Origin of the sequence: Nocardioides sp. Root240 (genome assembly GCF_001428825.1) — a bacterium.
In the GTDB taxonomy this organism is placed as follows: domain Bacteria; phylum Actinomycetota; class Actinomycetes; order Propionibacteriales; family Nocardioidaceae; genus Nocardioides.
In genome coordinates this window covers 187,617-206,267 of the sequence record NZ_LMIT01000015.1, presented here as the reverse complement: position 1 = coordinate 206,267, position 18,651 = coordinate 187,617, and the positions used below count along the sequence as shown (strand labels likewise).

General features: G+C 73.2%; 22 protein-coding genes and 1 pseudogene. 8 read left to right on the top strand and 15 right to left on the bottom strand.

The features are described 5' to 3' along the window. Positions 1–14 precede the first annotated feature (14 nt). The 3 genes and pseudogenes from ASE20_RS22100 to ASE20_RS22095 all read left to right on the top strand — a co-directional run bounded on the left by ASE20_RS22100 (position 15) and on the right by ASE20_RS22095 (position 2,520). Positions 15–1,367 carry a TrpB-like pyridoxal phosphate-dependent enzyme gene (locus ASE20_RS22100; RefSeq protein ID WP_056896742.1) on the top strand — a complete coding sequence of 451 codons (1,353 nt, stop codon included), beginning with the start codon at positions 15–17 and terminating at the stop codon, positions 1,365–1,367. A 190-nt stretch (positions 1,368–1,557) separates the two neighbouring features. Further along, positions 1,558–1,841, top strand: a pseudogene (locus ASE20_RS26105) (RtcB family protein). A 58-nt stretch (positions 1,842–1,899) separates the two neighbouring features. Further along, entirely contained in the window at positions 1,900–2,520 is a 621-nt protein-coding gene (locus ASE20_RS22095; protein WP_225868946.1) for a hypothetical protein, read from the top strand. A 7-nt stretch (positions 2,521–2,527) separates the two neighbouring features. Here ASE20_RS22095 and ASE20_RS22090 read toward each other — a convergent pair whose 3' ends face one another. Continuing rightward, positions 2,528–3,256, bottom strand: a complete 729-nt coding sequence (locus ASE20_RS22090; RefSeq protein ID WP_056896741.1) for a hypothetical protein — start codon at positions 3,254–3,256, stop codon at positions 2,528–2,530. After that, positions 3,256–3,576 (bottom strand): hypothetical protein, encoded by a 321-nt coding sequence (locus tag ASE20_RS22085; protein WP_056896740.1) that lies wholly within the window; start codon positions 3,574–3,576, stop codon positions 3,256–3,258. Before ASE20_RS22085 ends, ASE20_RS22090 begins: the two co-directional genes overlap by 1 nt. Positions 3,577–3,630: 54 nt before the next feature. On the opposite strand from ASE20_RS22085, the gene ASE20_RS22080 reads away from it, so the two are divergent. Beyond that, a complete protein-coding gene (locus tag ASE20_RS22080) occupies positions 3,631–3,999 on the top strand; it encodes a hypothetical protein (protein WP_056896739.1) in 369 nt (122 codons plus the stop codon). 4 nt (positions 4,000–4,003) lie between these two features. Here ASE20_RS22080 and ASE20_RS22075 read toward each other — a convergent pair whose 3' ends face one another. After that, positions 4,004–4,717, bottom strand: a complete 714-nt coding sequence (locus tag ASE20_RS22075; protein WP_225868947.1) for a GntR family transcriptional regulator — start codon at positions 4,715–4,717, stop codon at positions 4,004–4,006. A gap of 117 nt (positions 4,718–4,834) precedes the next feature. Between ASE20_RS22075 and ASE20_RS22070 the strand changes: the two genes are divergently transcribed. Beyond that, positions 4,835–5,455 carry an alpha-ketoglutarate-dependent dioxygenase AlkB gene (locus tag ASE20_RS22070; RefSeq protein WP_056896738.1) on the top strand — a complete coding sequence of 207 codons (621 nt, stop codon included), beginning with the start codon at positions 4,835–4,837 and terminating at the stop codon, positions 5,453–5,455. 11 nt (positions 5,456–5,466) lie between these two features. Here the strand turns inward: ASE20_RS22070 and ASE20_RS22065 are convergent, their stop codons facing one another. The 6 genes from ASE20_RS22065 to ASE20_RS22040 form a co-directional block, all read right to left on the bottom strand. After that, the gene (locus ASE20_RS22065; RefSeq protein WP_056896737.1) at positions 5,467–5,859 is read right to left on the bottom strand and encodes a VOC family protein; all 393 of its coding nucleotides are present in this window, start codon (positions 5,857–5,859) and stop codon (positions 5,467–5,469) included. Further along, entirely contained in the window at positions 5,856–6,593 is a 738-nt protein-coding gene (locus ASE20_RS22060; RefSeq protein ID WP_056896736.1) for a hypothetical protein, read from the bottom strand. The genes ASE20_RS22065 and ASE20_RS22060 overlap by 4 nt, the downstream gene beginning before the upstream one ends. 10 nt (positions 6,594–6,603) lie before the next feature. Then, entirely contained in the window at positions 6,604–7,395 is a 792-nt protein-coding gene (locus tag ASE20_RS22055) for a 3'(2'),5'-bisphosphate nucleotidase CysQ (RefSeq protein WP_056896735.1), read from the bottom strand. A gap of 119 nt (positions 7,396–7,514) precedes the next feature. After that, positions 7,515–8,108: an aminoacyl-tRNA hydrolase gene (gene pth, locus ASE20_RS22050; RefSeq protein WP_056896734.1), complete on the bottom strand. Its 594-nt coding sequence runs from the start codon at positions 8,106–8,108 to the stop codon at positions 7,515–7,517. Between the two features lie 134 nt (positions 8,109–8,242). Next, positions 8,243–8,875: a 50S ribosomal protein L25/general stress protein Ctc gene (locus ASE20_RS22045; RefSeq protein ID WP_056896733.1), complete on the bottom strand. Its 633-nt coding sequence runs from the start codon at positions 8,873–8,875 to the stop codon at positions 8,243–8,245. Between the two features lie 210 nt (positions 8,876–9,085). Then, on the bottom strand, positions 9,086–9,517 hold the full coding sequence (locus tag ASE20_RS22040) for a MarR family winged helix-turn-helix transcriptional regulator (RefSeq protein WP_225868948.1): 432 nt from the start codon (positions 9,515–9,517) through the stop codon (positions 9,086–9,088). A gap of 77 nt (positions 9,518–9,594) precedes the next feature. Between ASE20_RS22040 and ASE20_RS22035 the strand changes: the two genes are divergently transcribed. Both ASE20_RS22035 and ASE20_RS22030 read left to right on the top strand, forming a co-directional pair. Beyond that, complete coding sequence (locus tag ASE20_RS22035) at positions 9,595–10,230, top strand: maleylpyruvate isomerase family mycothiol-dependent enzyme (protein WP_056896732.1); 636 nt, start codon at positions 9,595–9,597, stop codon at positions 10,228–10,230. Positions 10,231–10,301: 71 nt separating this feature from the next. Next, entirely contained in the window at positions 10,302–11,474 is a 1,173-nt protein-coding gene (locus tag ASE20_RS22030) for an ATP-binding protein (RefSeq protein WP_157538320.1), read from the top strand. A gap of 101 nt (positions 11,475–11,575) precedes the next feature. On the opposite strand, the gene ASE20_RS22025 is transcribed toward ASE20_RS22030, so the two are convergent. The 6 genes from ASE20_RS22025 to ASE20_RS22000 form a co-directional block, all read right to left on the bottom strand. Continuing rightward, positions 11,576–12,556, bottom strand: coding sequence for a ribose-phosphate diphosphokinase (locus tag ASE20_RS22025; protein WP_056896730.1), 981 nt, complete (start codon positions 12,554–12,556; stop codon positions 11,576–11,578). 33 nt (positions 12,557–12,589) lie between these two features. After that, positions 12,590–14,068 (bottom strand): bifunctional UDP-N-acetylglucosamine diphosphorylase/glucosamine-1-phosphate N-acetyltransferase GlmU, encoded by a 1,479-nt coding sequence (gene glmU, locus ASE20_RS22020; RefSeq protein ID WP_056896729.1) that lies wholly within the window; start codon positions 14,066–14,068, stop codon positions 12,590–12,592. 171 nt (positions 14,069–14,239) lie between these two features. Beyond that, entirely contained in the window at positions 14,240–14,881 is a 642-nt protein-coding gene (locus tag ASE20_RS22015) for a LuxR C-terminal-related transcriptional regulator (protein WP_082612820.1), read from the bottom strand. Positions 14,882–14,892: 11 nt separating this feature from the next. After that, positions 14,893–16,122 (bottom strand): sensor histidine kinase, encoded by a 1,230-nt coding sequence (locus ASE20_RS22010; protein WP_056896727.1) that lies wholly within the window; start codon positions 16,120–16,122, stop codon positions 14,893–14,895. After that, positions 16,119–17,462, bottom strand: coding sequence for an FtsX family ABC transporter permease (locus ASE20_RS22005; protein WP_056896726.1), 1,344 nt, complete (start codon positions 17,460–17,462; stop codon positions 16,119–16,121). Before ASE20_RS22005 ends, ASE20_RS22010 begins: the two co-directional genes overlap by 4 nt. Further along, positions 17,459–18,220: an ABC transporter ATP-binding protein gene (locus ASE20_RS22000; RefSeq protein ID WP_056896725.1), complete on the bottom strand. Its 762-nt coding sequence runs from the start codon at positions 18,218–18,220 to the stop codon at positions 17,459–17,461. The genes ASE20_RS22005 and ASE20_RS22000 overlap by 4 nt, the downstream gene beginning before the upstream one ends. A gap of 166 nt (positions 18,221–18,386) precedes the next feature. Here ASE20_RS22000 and ASE20_RS21995 point away from each other — a divergent pair, with 166 nt between their 5' ends. Further along, on the top strand, positions 18,387–18,614 hold the full coding sequence (locus tag ASE20_RS21995) for a DUF5999 family protein (RefSeq protein ID WP_321163739.1): 228 nt from the start codon (positions 18,387–18,389) through the stop codon (positions 18,612–18,614). The last annotated feature ends 37 nt before the right edge of the window (positions 18,615–18,651 follow it).

Genomic DNA, 18,651 nt, shown 5'->3' with positions numbered 1-18,651 from the left:
CCGAGAGGCCCCCGATGAGCGACCAGGTGACGTACACCCTCGACCCGGACGAGCAGCCGACCCACTGGTACAACATCGTGGCCGACCTGCCGGTGCCGCCGCCCCCGCCGCTGCACCCGGGCACCCGGGAGCCGGTCGGACCCGACGACCTGGCGCCGCTGTTCCCGCCGGAGCTGATCGCGCAGGAGGTCACCGGCGAGCGGTACGTCGCGATCCCCGAGCCCGTCCTCGACGTCTACCGCCAGTACCGGCCCTCACCCCTCTACCGGGCCCGCCGCTGGGAGCAGAAGCTCGGCACCAGCGCGCGGATCTACTACAAGTACGAGGGCGTCTCCCCCGCCGGCTCGCACAAGGTCAACACCGCGGTGCCGCAGGTCTACTACAACAGCATCAACGGGATCACCCGGCTCACGACCGAGACCGGCGCCGGCCAGTGGGGCACCGCGCTGTCGTACGCCGCCGCGCTGTTCGGCGTCGAGTGCGAGGTCTGGCAGGTCGGGGCGTCGTACGACACCAAGCCGCAGCGGCGCACGCTGATCGAGGTGTTCGGCGGCAAGGTCCACCGCTCCCCCAGCCGGCTCACCGAGTCGGGCAAGGCGTTCGCGGAGGACCACCCGGGCTCGCTCGGCATCGCGATCTCCGAGGCGGTCGAGGTCGCGGCACAGGACCCGGGCGCCAAGTACGCCCTCGGCTCGGTTCTCAACCACGTGCTGCTCCACCAGACGGTCATCGGCGAGGAGGCGCTGCGCCAGCTCGCCAAGGCCGGCGAGACCGGTGCCGACCTCGTCGTCGGGTGCGCGGGCGGCGGCTCGAACTTCGCCGGGCTGGCCTTCCCGTTCCTGCGGGAGAAGCTCGCCGGCAACCAGTCGCCGCGCATCCTCGCGGTCGAGCCGAGCTCGTGCCCCACGATCACGCGTGGCGAGTACCGCTACGACTTCGGCGACACCGCCGGCCTCACCCCGCTGATGAAGATGCACACCCTGGGCCACGACTTCGTCCCGTCGCCCATCCACGCCGGCGGCCTGCGCTACCACGGCATGGCTCCGCTGGTCTCGCACGCCGCCGACCAGGGCCACATCGACGCGGTGGCGCTGCACCAGAACGAGTGCTTCGACGCAGCCGTCGAGTTCGCGCGCACGCAGGGCATCGTCCCGGCGCCCGAGTCGTCCCACGCCCTCGCCCAGGTACGACGCGAGGCACTGGCCGCCGCCGAGACCGGCGCCTCGCCCGTGATCGTCGTCGGGCTGAGCGGGCACGGCCTGCTCGAGCTGGGTGCGTACGCGACGTACCTCTCCGGGAACCTCGAGGACGACCCGCTGTCGGACGCCGCGCTCGCGGAGGCGCTCGCCAACGTGCCGGTGGTCTGAACTGGCGCCGAGGTGAGTTTCACCGGCCGGCCGGTGAAACTCACGCTTGGACGACGAAGTTTCCTCGTCCAGGCGTGAGTTTCGTCGTCCAAGCACGGGAGAAACACCGGCCGGCCGGTGAAACTCCCGAGACAGGGAGACCGGAAATCCTGCGATACGACCCCGACGGCCGGGCCTGGTCCCGGGGGCGATGGGCACGGCGTCGTACGTCGTCAGCGGGCTCGGCAACCGGGTTGCCCTCGACTCCGCGCCGCACGGCGCGGGGCGTGAGTACTCGCGCACGAAGGCCCGCCAGAGCTTCACCCGCGAGCAGCTGCGGGAGGCGATGGCGGGGATCAGTACCGCGACACGGACGCGTTGATCGACGAGATCCCGGCGGCCCACAAGGACATCGACCGGGTGATGGCCGACGCGGCAGACCTCGCCGAGGTCCGGCACGTGCTGCGCCCGATCGTCAATGTGAAGGGTGACTGAGCCCCCGAAACCCGGGGGCCCGGTGACAGCGGCCGGGGCGGTCGGTTTGAATGTCCTGATGGAGGACGACCATCTCGACCTGCCCTGGCCGCTGACCGGCGCCGACCCGCTGCGCGCGGAGGTGCTGGCGGCGTACGCCGAGCCCACCCGCGGCCACCACGGCGTCGGCCACCTGCGCGACGTGCTCGCGCGGCTCGACGAGCTGGCGGCCGCCGGCACGGCCTACGACCGGGTGCCGGTGCAGCTGGCGGCCTGGTTCCACGACGCCGTCTACGACGGCGAGCGGGACGCCGAGGAGCGCTCGGCCTCGTGGGCGGAGGAGGCGCTCGCGCCCCACGTCGACGACGTGACCCTCGCCGAGGTGGTCCGGCTGGTCCGGCTCACCGAGCAGCACCGTCCGGAGCCGGGCGACGCCAACGGCTGCGCACTGACCGACGCGGACCTCTCGATCCTCGCGGCGCCGGCGGGGCGCTACGAGGAGTACGTCGCGGCCGTGCGCAAGGAGTACGCGCACCTGCCCGACGACGTGTTCTCGGCCGGCCGCGCCGACGTGCTGCGCCAGCTCGCCGAGAAGCCGCAGCTCTTCCACACCGCCCACGGCATCGCGACCTGGGAGGCGCCCGCGCGGGCGAACCTGGCCCGGGAGCTCGAGTCGCTGGCGGCCTCGGTCTCGGCCTAGGCCGGCCTCACGCGGCGAGCCCCCGGGCGACGTCGGCGACCTCGCGCAGCGCCTCCAGCCGGGCGCGCTGCTCCTCGACCCAGGCCTCGACCTCGCCCTGCATCGCCGTCAGCCGCTCGATGATCGCGACGAGGCGTCGGACGTCGTCGACCAGGTCGGTGACGGCGTCGATGCCGTGCAGCGCGACGTCGGCGGCGAGCACCCCCCACCCGAGCGGACCGGACACCCGCGCGAGCAGGCGCGTCGCGAGCCGGCGAGCCTTCTCGACGAGCTCGACGACGAGCTCCTCGACCTCGACCGCGATCCGCTCGCTGCCCTCGGCCACCTCCTCGAACGCCGGCGCCACCGCCCGCACCAGCTCCGCGCAGCCCTGCGCGACGGCGGCGTGCCGCCCCACCCGCACCAGGTACGACGCCGCGGCCGCACCGCTCCACCGGGGGTCGACCGCCACCGCCAGCCCCGCGGTCGATCGGGCGTAGTCGCCGAGCGCGTCCGCGACCTGACGCACCGCCTCGGCGTTCTGCCGGATCCGCCGGTGGTCGCCGGTCAACGGCAGCACGAGCAGCTCGTCGAGACTGCCCTCAGGAAGCCGGGGCAGGTCGATGCCCAGCGCGCAGAGCGCGTCGACACCGCGGTTGACCACGTCGCGAAGCTCGCCGAAGGTCGCGTCGAGCGCGCGGAACTCCGCATCGTGGCGCAGCACCTCGGCGCCGAGGGCCGGCACGGGCAGCGCCATCACGCCACCGCCCCGAAGGCGTCCGCCACGGCGTCATCGAGGTGCTGCAGCTCGTCGGAGAACTGCCCCAGCCCTGCCCGCAACGACGCCCAGTCGGCCAGCGCCCGCTCCTCGAGGGCGAGGAAGCCGTCGGCCAGCACGTCCATCAGCGCGGCGAGTGGTCGGAGCAGGCAGACCGGGCTCGGCTCGAAGCCGTCGCGCTGGCACACCCACTGCCGGGCGTGGTCCGTGGTCGCCCGCAGGTCGTCGGCCAGGTGGCCCATGGCGAAGTCGAGCGCGGCCAGGCCGGCCCAGGAGGTGATGGCGGTGTCGTCGGTCATGCGCCGCCGTCTGCCCGGGACCGTCCGGTTGGCAAACCCCCGCACAATGGGCCTGTGGACGACAGCGTGATCTTCGTGGCCCGAGCGCAGGTGCTGGCCGACCTGGGCGCCCGCGCACTCGCCACACCGGCATCGGTGAACCTGCTGGAGGAGGCCTGCGCCGAGCGCCGCTGGTGGCTCGAGCAGTGGGCCGAGGGGGCGCCGTACATCGCCGGCCTGATCGCCCAGGACCTGCAGGACGCGCTGGCGGACCTGTTCGGTCGCGACCAGCGCGACGGCCTCTGGCCGGTGTGCGCGCTGTGCGAGGACGGGCCGGTGCACGCGCTTCACGTCGACCCTGACCTCGGGGGCCCGGACCCGCAGTGGGTCTGCGAGGAGTCGGGCGCGACCGTCGCCCCGCTGGGCGGTCTCGCGCCGCTCTGACCCGTCAGCCGCGGAACTGCAGGTGCAGCACGTGGTCCTCGCCGCGCAGCACCGACCGGGTCAGCTCGACGACGGTCTCGTCCCACAGCGCGCGGCGGGTCAGCCGCAGGGCCGGCGACCCGGGCGCGATCTCGAGCAGCGACGCCTCGTCGTCCGACGCCGGGGCCGCCGTGACGGTGTCCTCGGCCCAGGTGGGCCGGTGGCCGCGGGCCGCCAGCTCGTCGTACAGGCTGGCGGGGAGGTGCGCCGCGAGGTCGGGGACGAGCGCCTCGGGCAGGTAGGTGTCGGACAGGCAGACCGGGCGGCCGTCACCGAGGCGCAGCCGGACCCAGCGCACCAGCAGCTCGTCCGGCCGGACGCGGAACACGCCCGCGAGCTGCTCCCCCGCGGGCACGACCTCCGCCAGCAGCGTGCGGGTCTCCACGGCGCGTCCACGCAGGGCCATGTCCTCGGTGAAGCCCACGACCCCGGTCGCGCTACGACGAGGACCGGCCACGAACGTGCCGCGTCCCGGGTGCCGCTCGAGCACCCCCTCGCCCACCAGGGCGTCGAGCGCCTGGCGCACCGTCATCCGGGCGACACCGAACCGGTCGACGAGCTCACGCTCGGACGGGGCCGGCGTCCCGGGGGCACGGTCGCGGACCAGGTCCCGCACGTACTCCCGGATGGCCACGTGCTTCAGCGACCGCCCCGTCGTACTGCTCCGAACTGCTGCCACGAGGTGAGGCTAGGGACGCGCAGGACCGGCCGTCCCGCGAATGACGAAACATTTGCACGTCCGCGACACCTCTAAAACGATGCGAACACCTGTTCGAAGGCGGCGTAGGCTGAGTCCATGTCGGTCGACTTCCAGAGCAGCCTGTTCGACGCCCCCGCCACCGACCACGCGCCGGTCGAGCGACGCCCCCTGAGCGGCGGCGCCTGGGTCGACGTCGCACGCAACTGGTTGCCGGACGCCGACGACGTGTTCGCCACGCTCGTGCGCGACGTGCCCTGGCGGGCGGAGCGACGGGCGATGTACGACCGCGTGGTCGAGGTGCCGCGACTCGTCTACACCTACATGATCGGCGAGGAGCTGCCCCACCCCCGGCTGGCCGCGGCTCGTGACGAGCTCTCCACCCGGTACGCCGACGAGCTCGGCGAGCCCTTCCGCACGGCCGGCTGCTGCTACTACCGCGACGGGCGCGACAGCGTCGCGTGGCACGGCGACACCATCGGCCGCGGCTCGACCCACGACACCATGGTCGCGATCGTCTCGCTCGGCGACCCGCGCCGGCTGCACCTGCGCCCGCGGGACCCCGAGCGGCGCGCGGAGGCCTTCGCCGTCGAGATGGGCCACGGCGACCTGGTCGTGATGGGCGGCTCGTGCCAGCGCACGTGGGAGCACGCGGTGCCGAAGGTCGCGTCGGCCGGGCCGCGGATCTCGGTGCAGTTCCGCCCGCTCAACGTGTTCTGACGACGGCGGGACTACGCCTCGAGCTCGGCGATCGAGCGGACCACGCAGAACTCGTTGCCCTCGGGGTCGGCGAAGGTGACCCAGCCGCTGCCGGGCCCGTGGATGCCGCGGTGGTCGGCGACCTCGGTGGCCCCGTACTCCAGCAGCCAGGCGATCTCCTCGTCGCGCGTGCGCTCGCGCGGGCGGAGGTCGAAGTGCACGCGGTTCTTGACCGACTTGGCCTCCGGGACCTCGATGAAGAGGACCTGGTGGCCGGTGTGGGGGTCGCGGATCATGCACTCGACGTGGCCGGGCAGGTTGGGGTCGCCGTCGATGTCGACGTAGCCGAGCACGGGCTTCCACCACTCGGAGAGCTCGTAGGCGTTGGCGCAGTCGACCGTGGTGTGGGAGATGAACGACGTCATGGCGTCACGTTGTCAGACGGCCCGGGCGTCTCGGTAGCGGTTTGTTCCTCCGTCGGCGTCGCCGTGTCGGTGACGGACGGAGTCCCGGTCGGCGTACCGGACTCGGTGGGGGTGGCCTCCGACGTGGGTGCGGTGGTCGGCTCCGTCGGGCTGACGGACTCCGTCGGCGTCGGGGTCGCGGTGTCGGTCGTCGGGGTCCGCCGGGGCTTGTCGGAGTCGTCGGTGTCGCCGCCGAGGACGCCGCCGATCGACGTCCGGTCCTTGCCGTCGGTGCCGCCGGTGATCGACGAGACGCTCTTGCCGGCGAGCAGCTCGATGAGGCTGATCGCGACGAGCGCGATCACGAAGACGACGGCGGCCAGGAGGGCGAGGCGCCGCCACGGCAGCGCCGCCCAGCGGTTGCCGGGCGCGGCGACGGGATCCGGCGCCGCGTCGTCGCCGACCCCCTCGACCTCGGTCGCCTCGACGTGGCGGTGCCCCCGGGCGGCCTCGCGCTGGAGTGCGGCGGCCTGCACCTCGGCGACCCGGCGCCGGCTGGACTCGATGCCCTGCTTGTAGAGGGCGGTGCTGACGGTCGCGACCACGCTGCCGAGCGCGGCGCCGATCAGGGTGCCGGCGGCGCCGAGGGTCGACAGCAGCAGCGCGACGGTGACGGCGGCGCCCGCACCCGCGAAGGTCGCGGGCCAGTCGATGCCTGTCCCGCGCTGCTCCTCCTGCTCGATCCCCTCAGCCATCCAAGGTCCGTCAGTCGGTGCCGTTCGCGGCGATGAACGCGAGGATCTGCTCGGAGAGCTCGGGACGGCACACGATCACGTCGGGCAGGTAGACGTCGGCCTGGTTGTAGACCAGCGCGCTGCCGTCGACCCGGGAGGTGAACAGGCCCGCGGCGCGTGCGACGGCCACCGGAGCGGCCGAGTCCCACTCGTACTGGCCGCCCGCGTGGACGTAGGCGTCCGCCACGTCACGCACGACCGACATCATCTTCACGCCGGCCGAGCCCATCGGCACCAGCTCGGCGTCGAGCTCCTTGGCCAGCGCCTCGACGAAGGCCGGCGGGCGGGTGCGCGAGACGGCGATCCGCGGGCGCTCCGACGTCCGCGCCGGCACGACCGGCGGCCGGCCGGTGTTGAACGTCTCCCCCAGCTCCGGCTGGGCCACGGCGCCGGCGACCAGGTCGCCGTCCTGCCACAGCGCCACGTGGACCGCCCAGTCGTCGCGCGGCGGCTCGGAGAACTCGCGCGTGCCGTCGAGCGGGTCGACGATCCAGACCTTGGCCGCGCTGAGCCGGGCGTCCTTGTCGGCGGCGTTCTCGAGGGCCTCCTCGGAGAGCACCGCGTCGTCGGGGCGGTACGTCGCCAGCAGCTCGGTCAGCAGCACGTGGGCCGCGCGGTCGCCGGCGTCCTTGAGCTCCTTGCCCTCGAGGCCCTCGGCGCGGACCTCCAGCAGCCGGCGTCCGGCGGCCTCGGCCAGCCAGGCGGCGAACAGGTGGTCGTCGGCGACGACGTCGGGAGCGGGGGTACCGGGCTCGAAAGTCACCGGCTCAGACTAGCGATGCGCCGCGTCCGCCGACGCAGGTCTCCCTCGGGTGACACAGGACGGTCGGGTCGGCGGAGTCGGCCGGCGCGGCGCGAGGAACGAGCGACGGGCTCGCGCCATCAGGAGTTGAAGCGCTGCTGGGTCTTCTCGAGGCCGTCGGCGATGAGCGACTCGACCGCGTCGGCGGCGGAGTCGATCTGGAAGGGCAGCTCCTTGCGCTCCGTCGTCCCGTAGTTCGACAGCACGAAGTCGGCGACGTCCTGGCGGCCCGGGGGGCGGCCGATGCCCGCGCGGACGCGGAAGAAGTCGCCGGTGCCGAGGGAGGAGCGCATCGACTTCAGGCCGTTGTGGCCGTTGTCGCCGCCACCCTTCTTGATGCGCAGGGTGCCGAAGTCGATGTCGAGCTCGTCGTGGATCGCGATGACCCGCTCGGCGGGGACCTTGTAGAAGGTCGCCAGGGCCTTCACGGGGCCGCCGGACTCGTTCATGTAGGAACGCGACTTCGCCAGCACGACCCGCGCGCTGCCCACCCCGGGGGCGCCGAGGCGGCCCTCCACCACGTCGGCGCGGCCGGTCTTGTGGGCCCGGAACCCGCTGCCCATGCGGGACGCGAGCTCGTCGACCACCAGGTAGCCGATGTTGTGGCGGTGCCCGGCGTACGACGGCCCGGGGTTGCCGAGGCCGACCACGAGCCAGACGTCGGTGTCGGTCACGTCGTCGCTCCAGTCGTCGGGTTCGGCGGATTCGGCAGATCCATCAGATTCCGCGGGAGACGCGGAACTCCCCGGCGCGGAGGACCGCGCCGGGGAGATCAGTCGGCCCAGGAACCACCTGAGCCGGCTGAGGGTCACTCGCTGTCGCCACCCTCGGCGGCCTCGCCGGCGTCAGCGGCCGGAGCCTCGGCGTCGCCCTCGGCGGACTCAGCGGCGGGCTCCTCGGCCTGCTGCTCGGTGACGTTGACGACCAGGGTCTCGGGGTCGGTCAGCAGGGTCGTGCCCGACGGCAGCTCCAGCTGGCCGGCGAGGAACTGGGTGCCGGCCTCGGCGCCGTCGAGGTTGACCTCGAACTGCTCGGGGATGTGGGTGGCCTCGGCCTCGACCTGGACCGTGGTGTTCTCGGTGACGACCAGGGTGCCGTTGGCGGCCTCGCCCACGATGACGACGGGGACGTCGACGGTGACCTTCTCGCCACGGACGACGGCGACGAAGTCGACGTGCTCGAGGACGCGGCGCACGGCGTCGACCTGGACGGCCTTGGTCAGCGCGAGCTGCGAGGTGCCGTCGATGTCGAGCTCGAGGAGCGCGTTCGCGCCACCGTGCTTGATCGCCATCATGGTGTCGTGGCCCGGGAGGGAGACGTGGATCGGGTCGTTGCCGTGGCCGTAGATGACGGCGGGGATCTTGCCCTCGCGGCGGGTACGGCGGGCGGCGCCCTTGCCGAACTCGGTGCGCAGCTCGGCGGTGATCTTCTCGGTGCTCATGGGGAAACTCCTGGCTCGTCTGTGTCGGGTACGCGGCCCCGGAGACAGGAGCGCCGCGCTTCCCTGGCCCGATGATCGGCAGGGCGCGCGGCGGTCAGAAGACGTGCCGGCCCAGTCGATCACGGAGTCACAGAAGCGGGAGCTCCCTCGCCGAGGCAACCTGAAGAGACTACTCGCGGAGCCGTCGCTCGAGGAAATCGTCGCCGAGCGTCACGCGAAGGGATCGGTGATCTCGCGCAGCGCGAGCAGGGCGTCCTGGAGTGCGGCCATCCGCTCGGGCCCCAGGTGCGCGGCCCACTCCCGCTCGATCGCGCGTTCGGTACGTCGCGCGACCTGCTGCACGGCCCTGCCCCGCGGAGCGATCACCACCAGCCGCGCGCGGGCGTCGGACGGGTCGGGGACGCGCTCGACGTACCCGGCCCGCTCGAGCTGGTCGACCAGCACACTGGCGCTCTGCTTGGTGATCCGCGCCTGCTCGGCCAGCTCGGTGACGCGGATCCCGTCGTCGCTCAGCCGGGCGGCCGCACGGCCCATCGCGGGGGTCAGGTCGTCGTAGCCGGCGGCGAGGACGGCGTCACTGACCCGCTGCTCGACGTACCGGGCGCCGATGAACATCAGCAGCCCCGGGTGCGGTCCGGCCACCGTGCCTCCTCGGGGTTGACGAACTGGTCAGGACGACTGACCATATCAGTCAGGACAGCTGACCATCTGGAGGAGTCATGGACAAGGCTGCGATCTGGGCCCACATCCACGCCGAGCGTGCCGCCCTCGCCGCCACCCTCGCCGAGCTCGACGCCGCCGACTGGGCCCACGACTCGCTCTGCCCCGGCTGGACGGTCCACGACGTCGCGGCCCACGTGATCTCGAACCCGCAGATCGGGTGGGGCCAGATGGCCGGGCTGACCGCGCGCAACCTCGGCCGCGGCTACAACACGATGATCTTCCGCGAGGTGAAGCGGCTCGGCGCACGGGAGACCCGCGAGAGCATCCTCGGCGACTTCGAGAGGTACGCCGCCAGCACCCGCCACGTGCCCACGACCACGTCGGTCGAGCCGCTGATCGACGCCCTCCTCCACCACCAGGACATCGTCCGGCCGCTCGGCCGCACCCGCGCCATGGCGCCCGAGGCCGCCGCCGTCGCCGCCGACCGGGTACGACGCCTCGCTCCCCTGATGGGGACGGGCAGGCTGGTGCGGAGCATCCGGCTGGTCGCGACCGACGTCGACTGGTCGCGCGGCACGGGGCCCGAGGTGCGCGGGCCGGTGCAGGAGCTGTTGATGCTGGCGTCGGGACGCGAGCCGGACCGCGCGCTGGTCGAGGGCGAGGGGCTCGCGGCGGTGCCGACCCGGGGCTGAGCCACGCCGATTCCGTCGGATACTTCCTTATACTTGGGCGAAGTATCAAGACGTATCACGTGGAGGCCGTCGTGCCGGACAACCCGTACACCCCCGGCCAGGTGCCGCGGATCCTGGCCGGTCGCACCGCCGAGATGCGGCGGATCGAGGACCGGCTCGCCCGGGTCCAGTCGTTCGGTGAGCTCGGGGGACCACTCCTCGTCTTCCACGCGCCCCGCGGCATCGGCAAGACCTCGCTGCTCCGGGCCGGCCAACGGCGGGCGATCGAGTCCGGCTTCGTCACCGCGTGGGTCGCCTGCTCACGCCAGCAGCCGGTGCTCGCGGAGATCGCCCACAAGGTGGGCCGCGCGCTCGAGCAGGCCGACGCGGTCCCCGCCGGCGCCGCGGGCCACCGCTGGCGCGGCCAGCTCGAGCGGCTCACGGTCGAGGTCGGGCTGCCCGGGGCGAAGGTGCAGGCCGAGCTGTCCCGCCGGGAGACCACGGCACCGCCGTACGCCGCCATCGGGGTGCTCGAGGGACTGCTCCACGACGCGGCCACGGCGGTGCGCGAGCGCGGCGGGGCCGGGCTGCTGCTCCTGCTCGACGAGCTGCACACCGCCTCGGCCGACGAGATGTCGGTGCTGCTGAACACCCTGCAGAACCTCGACGGCGAGCGCACGGAGAACCCGCTCGCCGCCGTCGCCGCCGGCCTGCCCGTCACGCCCGAGGCGCTGACCCGGGCCGCCACCTTCGGAGAGCGCAGCACCTTCGTCCCACTCGACGTCCTCAACGAGGCCGACGCCCGGGCGGTGCTCACCGCGCCGGCCGAGGCTGCCGGGGTGTCGTGGACCGACGGCGCACTGACCGCCATCGTCACCGAGGCGCGGGGCTACCCCTACCTGCTGCAGCTGATCGGCAGCAGCACCTGGGACGCCGCCCGGCCGGCTGCCGGCGACCGGCTCGGTCTGCCCGACGTACGGCGAGGCCTGCCGGCCGCGCGGGAGCAGCTCACCGCGATGCACCGCGCCCGATGGGGTGCCGCGACCCCGACCGAGCAGTCGTTCCTCGCCGCGATGGCCGCGGCCGGCACCGACAACGTGACCCGCGCGGCGATCGCGGCCGGCATGGGCCGCGACTCACGGTCGATCAGCGCGCCCCGGGAGCGCCTCATCGAGAAAGGCGTGATCGAACCCGTGGGTCACGGCCTGGTGCGGTTCACGCTGCCAGGGTTCGGCGCGTTCGTACGTTCCCTCGATGGGGCCTGAGGCGCGACCAGACCCCCGCCGATTGGGCAGGAACCGCAGCTCGCGGACCCGAAATGTTGCGGATTGGTCCCAAACCGCAACAAAACGGAACGGCGATTCCGCTACGCGTGGCCGTCGAACATCGAGGTGACGGAGCCGTCCTCGAAGACCTCGCGGATCGCCCGGGCGACCAGCGGAGCGATCGACAGCGTGGTGAGCTTGTCGAACTGCTTCTCCGGCGGGACGGGGAGCGTGTTGGTGATGACGACCTCGGTGGCGACGCTGTTCTTCAGGCGGTCGACGGCGGGGTCGGAGAGGATCGCGTGGGTCGCGGCGATGATCACCCCGGCGGCGCCCTCGGCCATCAGCGCGTCAGCGGCCTTCACGATCGTGCCGCCGGTGTCGATCATGTCGTCGGTGAGGACGCAGATCTTGCCCTTCACGTCACCGACGACGCGGTTGGCGACGACCTCGTTGGCGACGTCGGTACGACGGGTCTTGTGGATGAACGCCAGCGGCGCGCCGCCCAGGCGCGCGGCCCAGCGCTCGGCGACCTTGATGCGGCCGGCGTCCGGCGAGACGACGGCGAGCTCCTGGTCGCCGTACTTCTGCTTGATGTAGTCGGTCAGGAGCGGCAGCGCCATCAGGTGGTCGACCGGGCCGTCGAAGAAGCCCTGGAGCTGGTCGGCGTGCAGGTCGACCGTGATGATCCGGTCGGCGCCGGCCGTCTTGAACAGGTCGGCCATCAGGCGCGCCGAGATGGGCTCGCGGCCGCGGTGCTTCTTGTCCTGACGGCTGTAGCCCCAGAACGGCATGACGACCGTGATCCGCTTGGCCGAGGCGCGCTTGAGCGCGTCGACCATGATCAGGTGCTCCATGATCCACTCGTTGATCGGAGTGGTGTGGCTCTGGATGACGAAGGCGTCGCAGCCGCGGACCGACTCCTCGTAGCGGATGTAGATCTCGCCGTTGGCGAACTCCCGCGCGTCGGTCGGGACCAGCTGCTGGTCGAGGATCTCCGCGACCTCGGTCGCCAGCTCGGGGTGTGCCCGGCCGGAGAAGACCATCAGGTTCTTCTCAGTCGTCTTCTTCAGACCGCTCACGCGCGTGACTCCCCTGGTCGCCGAAGGTGCTGCCTAGGATTCTGCCTGCTCGCCGGGGTCGCCCCCAAGTCCCTGACCGTTTTCGGACTGTTCACCCGGTACGGCGCCCGCGGCCTCCGCCTGCGCAGTGCCGGCGCGACGTGACGCGACCCACCCTGCCAGGTTGCGCTGGGGACCGCCGCTGACGGCCAGCGCGCCGGCCGGGACGTCCCTCCGGACGACCGTGCCGCCGCCCGTGGAGGCGCCGTCGCCGATCGTCACCGGGGCGACGAAGGTGTTGTTGGAGCCGGTCCGGGCGTGCTTGCCGACGACCGTGCGGTGCTTGTTGACGCCGTCGTAGTTGGCGAAGATCGTGCCGGCGCCGATGTTGGTGCCCTCGCCGATCTCGGCGTCGCCGACGTACGACAGGTGCGGGACCTTGGCGCCGTCGGCGATCTTGGCGTTCTTGGTCTCGACGAAGGTGCCGATCTTGCCCTTCGCGCCGAGCTCGGTGCCGGGGCGGAGGTAGGCGAACGGGCCGACCGTCGCGGAGGCGCCGATGACGGCGAGCTGGCCGTGGGTGCGCACCACCCGCGCGCCGGCGCCGATCTCGCAGTCCTCCAGCGTGGTGTCGGGGCCGATCACCGCGTCCTCGGCGACGACGGTCGCGCCGAGCAGCTGGGTGCCGGGCAGGATCGTGACGTCCTGCGCGAGCACGACGTCGGCGTCGATCCACGTGGTGGCGGGGTCCATCACGGTGACCCCGGCCTGCATCCAGCGGGTGACGATGCGGCGGTTGAGCTCGCGGCCGAGCTCGGCGAGCTGGACCCGGTCGTTGGCGCCCTCGGTCTGCAGCGCGTCGTCGACGGCGTGGGCGGCGACGGTCAGGTCGTCGGCGCGGGCCAGGCCGATCGCGTCGGTGAGGTAGTACTCGCCCTTGGCGTTGTCGTTGCCGATCCGGCCGATGGCCTCGAGGAGGAAGGCGGCGTCGAAGGCGAGGATCCCGGAGTTGATCTCGCGGATCGCGCGCTCCTCCTCGGAGGCGTCCTTCTCCTCGACGATCGCCTGCACGACGCCCGCCTCGTCACGGACGATCCGGCCGTAGCCGTGCGGGTTCGCGACGATGCCGCTGAGGATGCTGACCGCGGCGCCGGCCGCCCGGTGGGAGGCCGCGAACGCCTGGAGCGTCTCGCCCGCGAGGAGCGGCGTGTCGCCGTACGCGATGAGGACCGTGCCCTCCCGAGGAGGTACGTCGAGCGCCTCCAGTGCGATGCGCACGGCGTGGCCGGTGCCGAGCTGCTCCTCCTGCACGGCAAGCACGGCGTCGGGACGGAGCTCGCTGACGTGCGGACCGACCAGCTCCCGCTGGTGGCCGACCACGGTGACGACGCGGGCCGGCTCGAGGGTGCCGACCGCGGTCAGCACGTGGCCGATCATGCTGCGCCCGCCGATGCGGTGGAGCACCTTGGGGGTCTTGGACTTCATCCGGGTGCCCCCGCCGGCGGCGAGGACGATGACGGTCAGTTCGGTCACGGGCCCACACTAGGACGCCGCGGTGCTCGACCGCGTCCGCGGGTCGCGCCCGGCGGCTGGCGGCTTGTAACTCGGTGTTCGTGCGTCCACCGGGGTCGAACGGCATCTGGCACGGTCTCCTGACCAGTCACCAGACCGTGGCAGACCACCCGAACACCGAGTTACAAGCCGTCACTGCCCGTCCAACCAGGCCAGCACCGCCAGGACCCGCCGGTTGTCGTCGGAGGCCTGGGGCAGGTCGAGCTTGGTGAAGATGTTGTTGGTGTGCTTGCCGACGGCCTTCTCGGTGACCACCATCCGCGCCGCGATGGCCGCGTTGGAGCGACCTTCGGCCATCAGGGTGAGCACCTCGCGCTCGCGCTCGGTCAGCCGGTCGAGCGGTCGGCTGCGTGCCGAGACGAGCGCGGCGACCACCTCCGGGTCGAGGACGGTGCCGCCTCCGGCGACCTGCTGGACCGCGGCGAGGAAGGCGTCGACGTCGGCGACCCGGTCCTTGAGGAGGTACCCGATCGAGCCCTCTCCCCCGGCGAGCAGCTGCCGGGCGTACAACGGCTCGACCCACTGGCTGAGCACCAGCACCGGGAACGCCGGGCGGGCCGCACGCACGGCCGTCGCCGCCTCGAGGCCCTCGGTGGTGTGCGTCGGGGGGAGCCGTACGTCGACCACCGCGATGTCGATGTCGTCGCGGGCCAGCGCCCGGGCGAGCGAGGGCGCGTTGTCGACCGCCTCGACCACCTCGATCCCCCCGGCCTCGAGGATCCGGGTCAGGCCGACGCGGAGCAGCGCCTGGTCCTCGGCGAGGACGGCCCGCAGGGGCTGCGTCGTCAGGGGGTTCGGCACGGGACCTCCAGCTCCACGAGGGTCGGACCGCCCGCCGGGCTGAGCACCCGGAGGTCGCCGTCGAAGGCGTCGAGGCGCCGGGCCACCCCGGACAGGCCGGACCCGTGGGCGTCGGCACCGCCGCGGCCGTCGTCGCCGACGGTGATGCGGAGGCGTTCGCCGTCGTACCGGCCGGTGACCCAGGCGCGGGTCGCGGCGGCGTGCTTGACCGTGTTGGCGAGGCACTCGGCGACGGCGAAGTAGGCCGCCGACTCGACCGGCGCCGGCAGCCGCCCGGCGTCGACCGCCACCGAGGTGGGGACCGGCAGCGCCAACGCCAGCGCCTCGATCGCGCCGGACAGGCCCTTGTCGGCGAGCACGGGCGGGTGGATCCCCCGCACCACGCTGCGCAGGTCGTCGAGGGCGTCCATCGTGGTCTCGCGGGCCTCGCGCAGCAGTGCCGCGGCGGCCTCGGGGTCGGTGTGGACGAGCTTCTCGGCGAGGCCCACGCTCATGCCGACCGAGGCGATCCGGGCCTGGGCGCCGTCGTGCAGGTCGCGCTCGATGCGGCGGACCTCGGCGGCCGAGTGGTCGAGGGTCTCGGCCCGCGACACCTCCACCCGCTCGACCCGCTCCTCGAGCCGGGCGACCCGCGAGCCACCGAGCATGGCCCGCTCGGCCAAGGCGCGGGCCCGCACCAGCGGCGGGGTGACGAACCACCACGCGACCAGCGCGGGGCCGCTGAGCACCAGCAGGACCAGCCAGATCCAGCCCGACGCCGTGACCGCGAGGACCAGCCAGGTCAGCGGCATCGTCAGCAGCGCGACCGGGAGCAGCGACATCGCGAACCCGCCCGACGCGGAGAACCACAGGAAGCCGACGTTGCGCCACCGGGCCGGGTCGCGCATCCACCGCAGGCCGCGGGCCGAGCCGGCGTAGCCCGCCCGGATCTCCGTGCCGAGCAGCCGGCCGCTGACCTCGCGGTGCGCCGCCGTCAGCCCCGCCGTCGCGGGGACCACGAGCTGGGCCAGCAGGATGCCGAGGCCGAGGGCCGGCCCGAGGGCGAGGCAGAGCACGCTCCCGATCGCGAGCACGAGGCTCGGGACGAACGAGGCGGCGTACCCGGCGGAGACCAGCGTCAGGCGCAGCCGGTCGAGGACGCCGTCGACGGTGACGTCGAGCGGCTTCCCGAGTCGGACCGGCGCGAGGATCTGCATCGTCGTGAAGTCTGTCATCGTCCGACCGCCTGGGCACGACGCTGGGTCCGCACGGAGGTGCGCGCGGCGGCGAGGGTGAGCGCCACCACCGCGGCGACGACCGTCGGGACCATCCACAGGCCACCGTCCGGTACGGCGCCCTCGTGCCGCGCGATCGCGAAGGGCACCACCGTCGTGAGCGCTGCCATCGTGCCCAGCAGCACACCGATCGCGGCCACGATGCCGGCCTCGGCGACCACGGACCGCTCGACCTGGCGCGGGGTGGCGCCGAGCAGGTGGAGACGGTGCAGCTCCTCGCGCCGGTGCGCGACGGTGGCCACGAACGCGTTGACGACCATGATCGCGGCGAACAGCGAGAGCATCCCGACGACGACGTTGTTGAGCAGGTTGATGGTGTCGCTGTCGGGCGTGCCGGCCGGCAGGGTGCGGGTGTCGATGTCCACCAGGAGCAGAGTCCCGACCGCGGCCGAGGTGAGCACGACGACCGGCGCCAGGACGCCGGCGAGCAGGTGCGCCCTCCGGGCGGTGTTGTACGACGCCAGGTGGCCGCTCGCGCCCGCCCGGCCGACCAGCAGCCCGGCCGGGGTCGCCAGCCAGCGCAGCAGCACGGGCGCCAGCACGGCCAGCCCGACACCGACGAGGATCGAGCTCGAGCCACTGGTCGACATCGCGGCGTAGGGGTCGTCGTCGTGCGCGGTCACCGCGACCGTGATCACCGCCATCGCGATGCCGTAGCCGATGAGCACCACGGCCGCGGCGACCCGCCACCAGCGCATCCGGCCCTGCTCGGCGGACGCCTCACGGACCAGCACGCCGGCCGGGCCGCGGGTCGCGCGGCGCGCGGCCAGCGACGTGGCGACCCCGGAGGCGAGCAGCACCAGCAGGGCGGCGGCGCCCACGGAGGCCGGTCCGGCGTCGTACCGGGTGTGGTCGGTGACCAGCCCGCCGGAGCGGATGAGCGCGAACAGGGCGTGGCCCGAGACGCTGGCCACCAGGGCACCGAGCACCGCCGCGAGGCCGGCCACGACGGCGGTCTCGCGGACCACCAGTCGGCGGACCTGGCGCGGCGTGGCGCCGATGGTGCGCAGCAGGCCGATCTCGCTCGCCCGATGCGTCGTGGTGATGCCGACCGTCGAGGCGACGGAGAAGAGCACGATCAGCGTGCCCCAGCCGCCGACGACCGCGCCGAGGACGACGAGGGTGTCGGCGTCGGTCCCGCTCGCCGCGAAGGACGACTCGGTGAGCGTCGCGAAGGACCCGATCAGGGTCGTGCCGAGGAGCACGGCCAGCGCGGTCGCGGTGGCCGCCAGCGGCCGGTGGCGCAGGCTGCGCCAGGCCAGGGAGGTCGTCGTGCTCATCGGGCCACCACCAGGTCGTCGAGGTGGGCCATCTGGCCGGCCACCGCGTCGGCGGTGGGGTGGCTCATCCGGCCGGCGACCCGGCCGTCGACGAGGAAGACCACCTCGTCGGCGTACGACGCCGCGACCGGGTCGTGCGTCACCATCACCACCGTCTGGCCCAGCTCCGTCACGCTGGTGCGGAGCAGGCCGAGGACCTCCCGCGCGGTGGCGGAGTCGAGGGCGCCGGTCGGCTCGTCGGCGAGCACGACCTCGGGCTCGGTCGCCAGGGCTCGAGCGATCGCGACCCGCTGTTGCTGGCCGCCCGACATGCTGCCGGGCAGGTGGTGGGTGCGGTCGCCGAGGCCGACCCGCTCGAGGAGCCCGCGGACCCGGGCCCGGTCCGGCTTCCGGCCAGCGAGACGGGCGGGGAGGGCGACGTTCTGGGCGGCGGAGAGGTACGGCAGCAGGTGGAAGCCCTGGAAGACGAAGCCGATCCGCTCCCTGCGCAGCCGGGTCCGGCGCTCCTCGTCCCAGTCGGTGACGTCCTCCCCGCCGATCAGGACCCGCCCCGACGTGGGGCGGTCGAGGCCGGCGGCGCAGGAGAGGAAGGTCGACTTCCCCGAGCCGGAGGGGCCCATCACGGCGGTGAAGCTGCCGCGTGCGAAGGCGAGGTCGATGCCGGCGAGGGCGGTGATGGTGGCGTCGCCGTCGCCGTACGTGCGGGTGAGGCCCTCGACGGCGAGGGCGGTGCTGGAGGCTGTGCGGGTGAGGTTCATCGGTGCTCCTGGGGAGTCGTTCGGGGGACGTCTCCGACGCTAGGAAGCGCGCGGCCCGGTCACGAGGGGCCTGGACTGCGGACCGGGGGTGGGGTTTTCCCCACCCCGGCAACGATCTGGCCACGCGATCTCCACAGTTCGGCGAAAGCGCGTGCGTTCCGTGCCGATGAGGCGTATCACGGAAGTGACACCGACGACCGAAGGGAGCACGACGATGTGCGACCACTCACCTGAGTGCCCGTCCGCTGGGGACACCGACTGCTGCACCGCCCACGTGACCGCCGACCACAGCGAGCAGGGCTGGTGCCGGCTCTGCAACGGCGTGATCCTGTTCGACGACGGCGCCTACCTGACGCCCGAGGGTCGACCGATGGAGCTGCGCCGTTCGGCCTGACGCGCCCGGCGTCCCCACCGTGCGCCCGTAGGCTCGG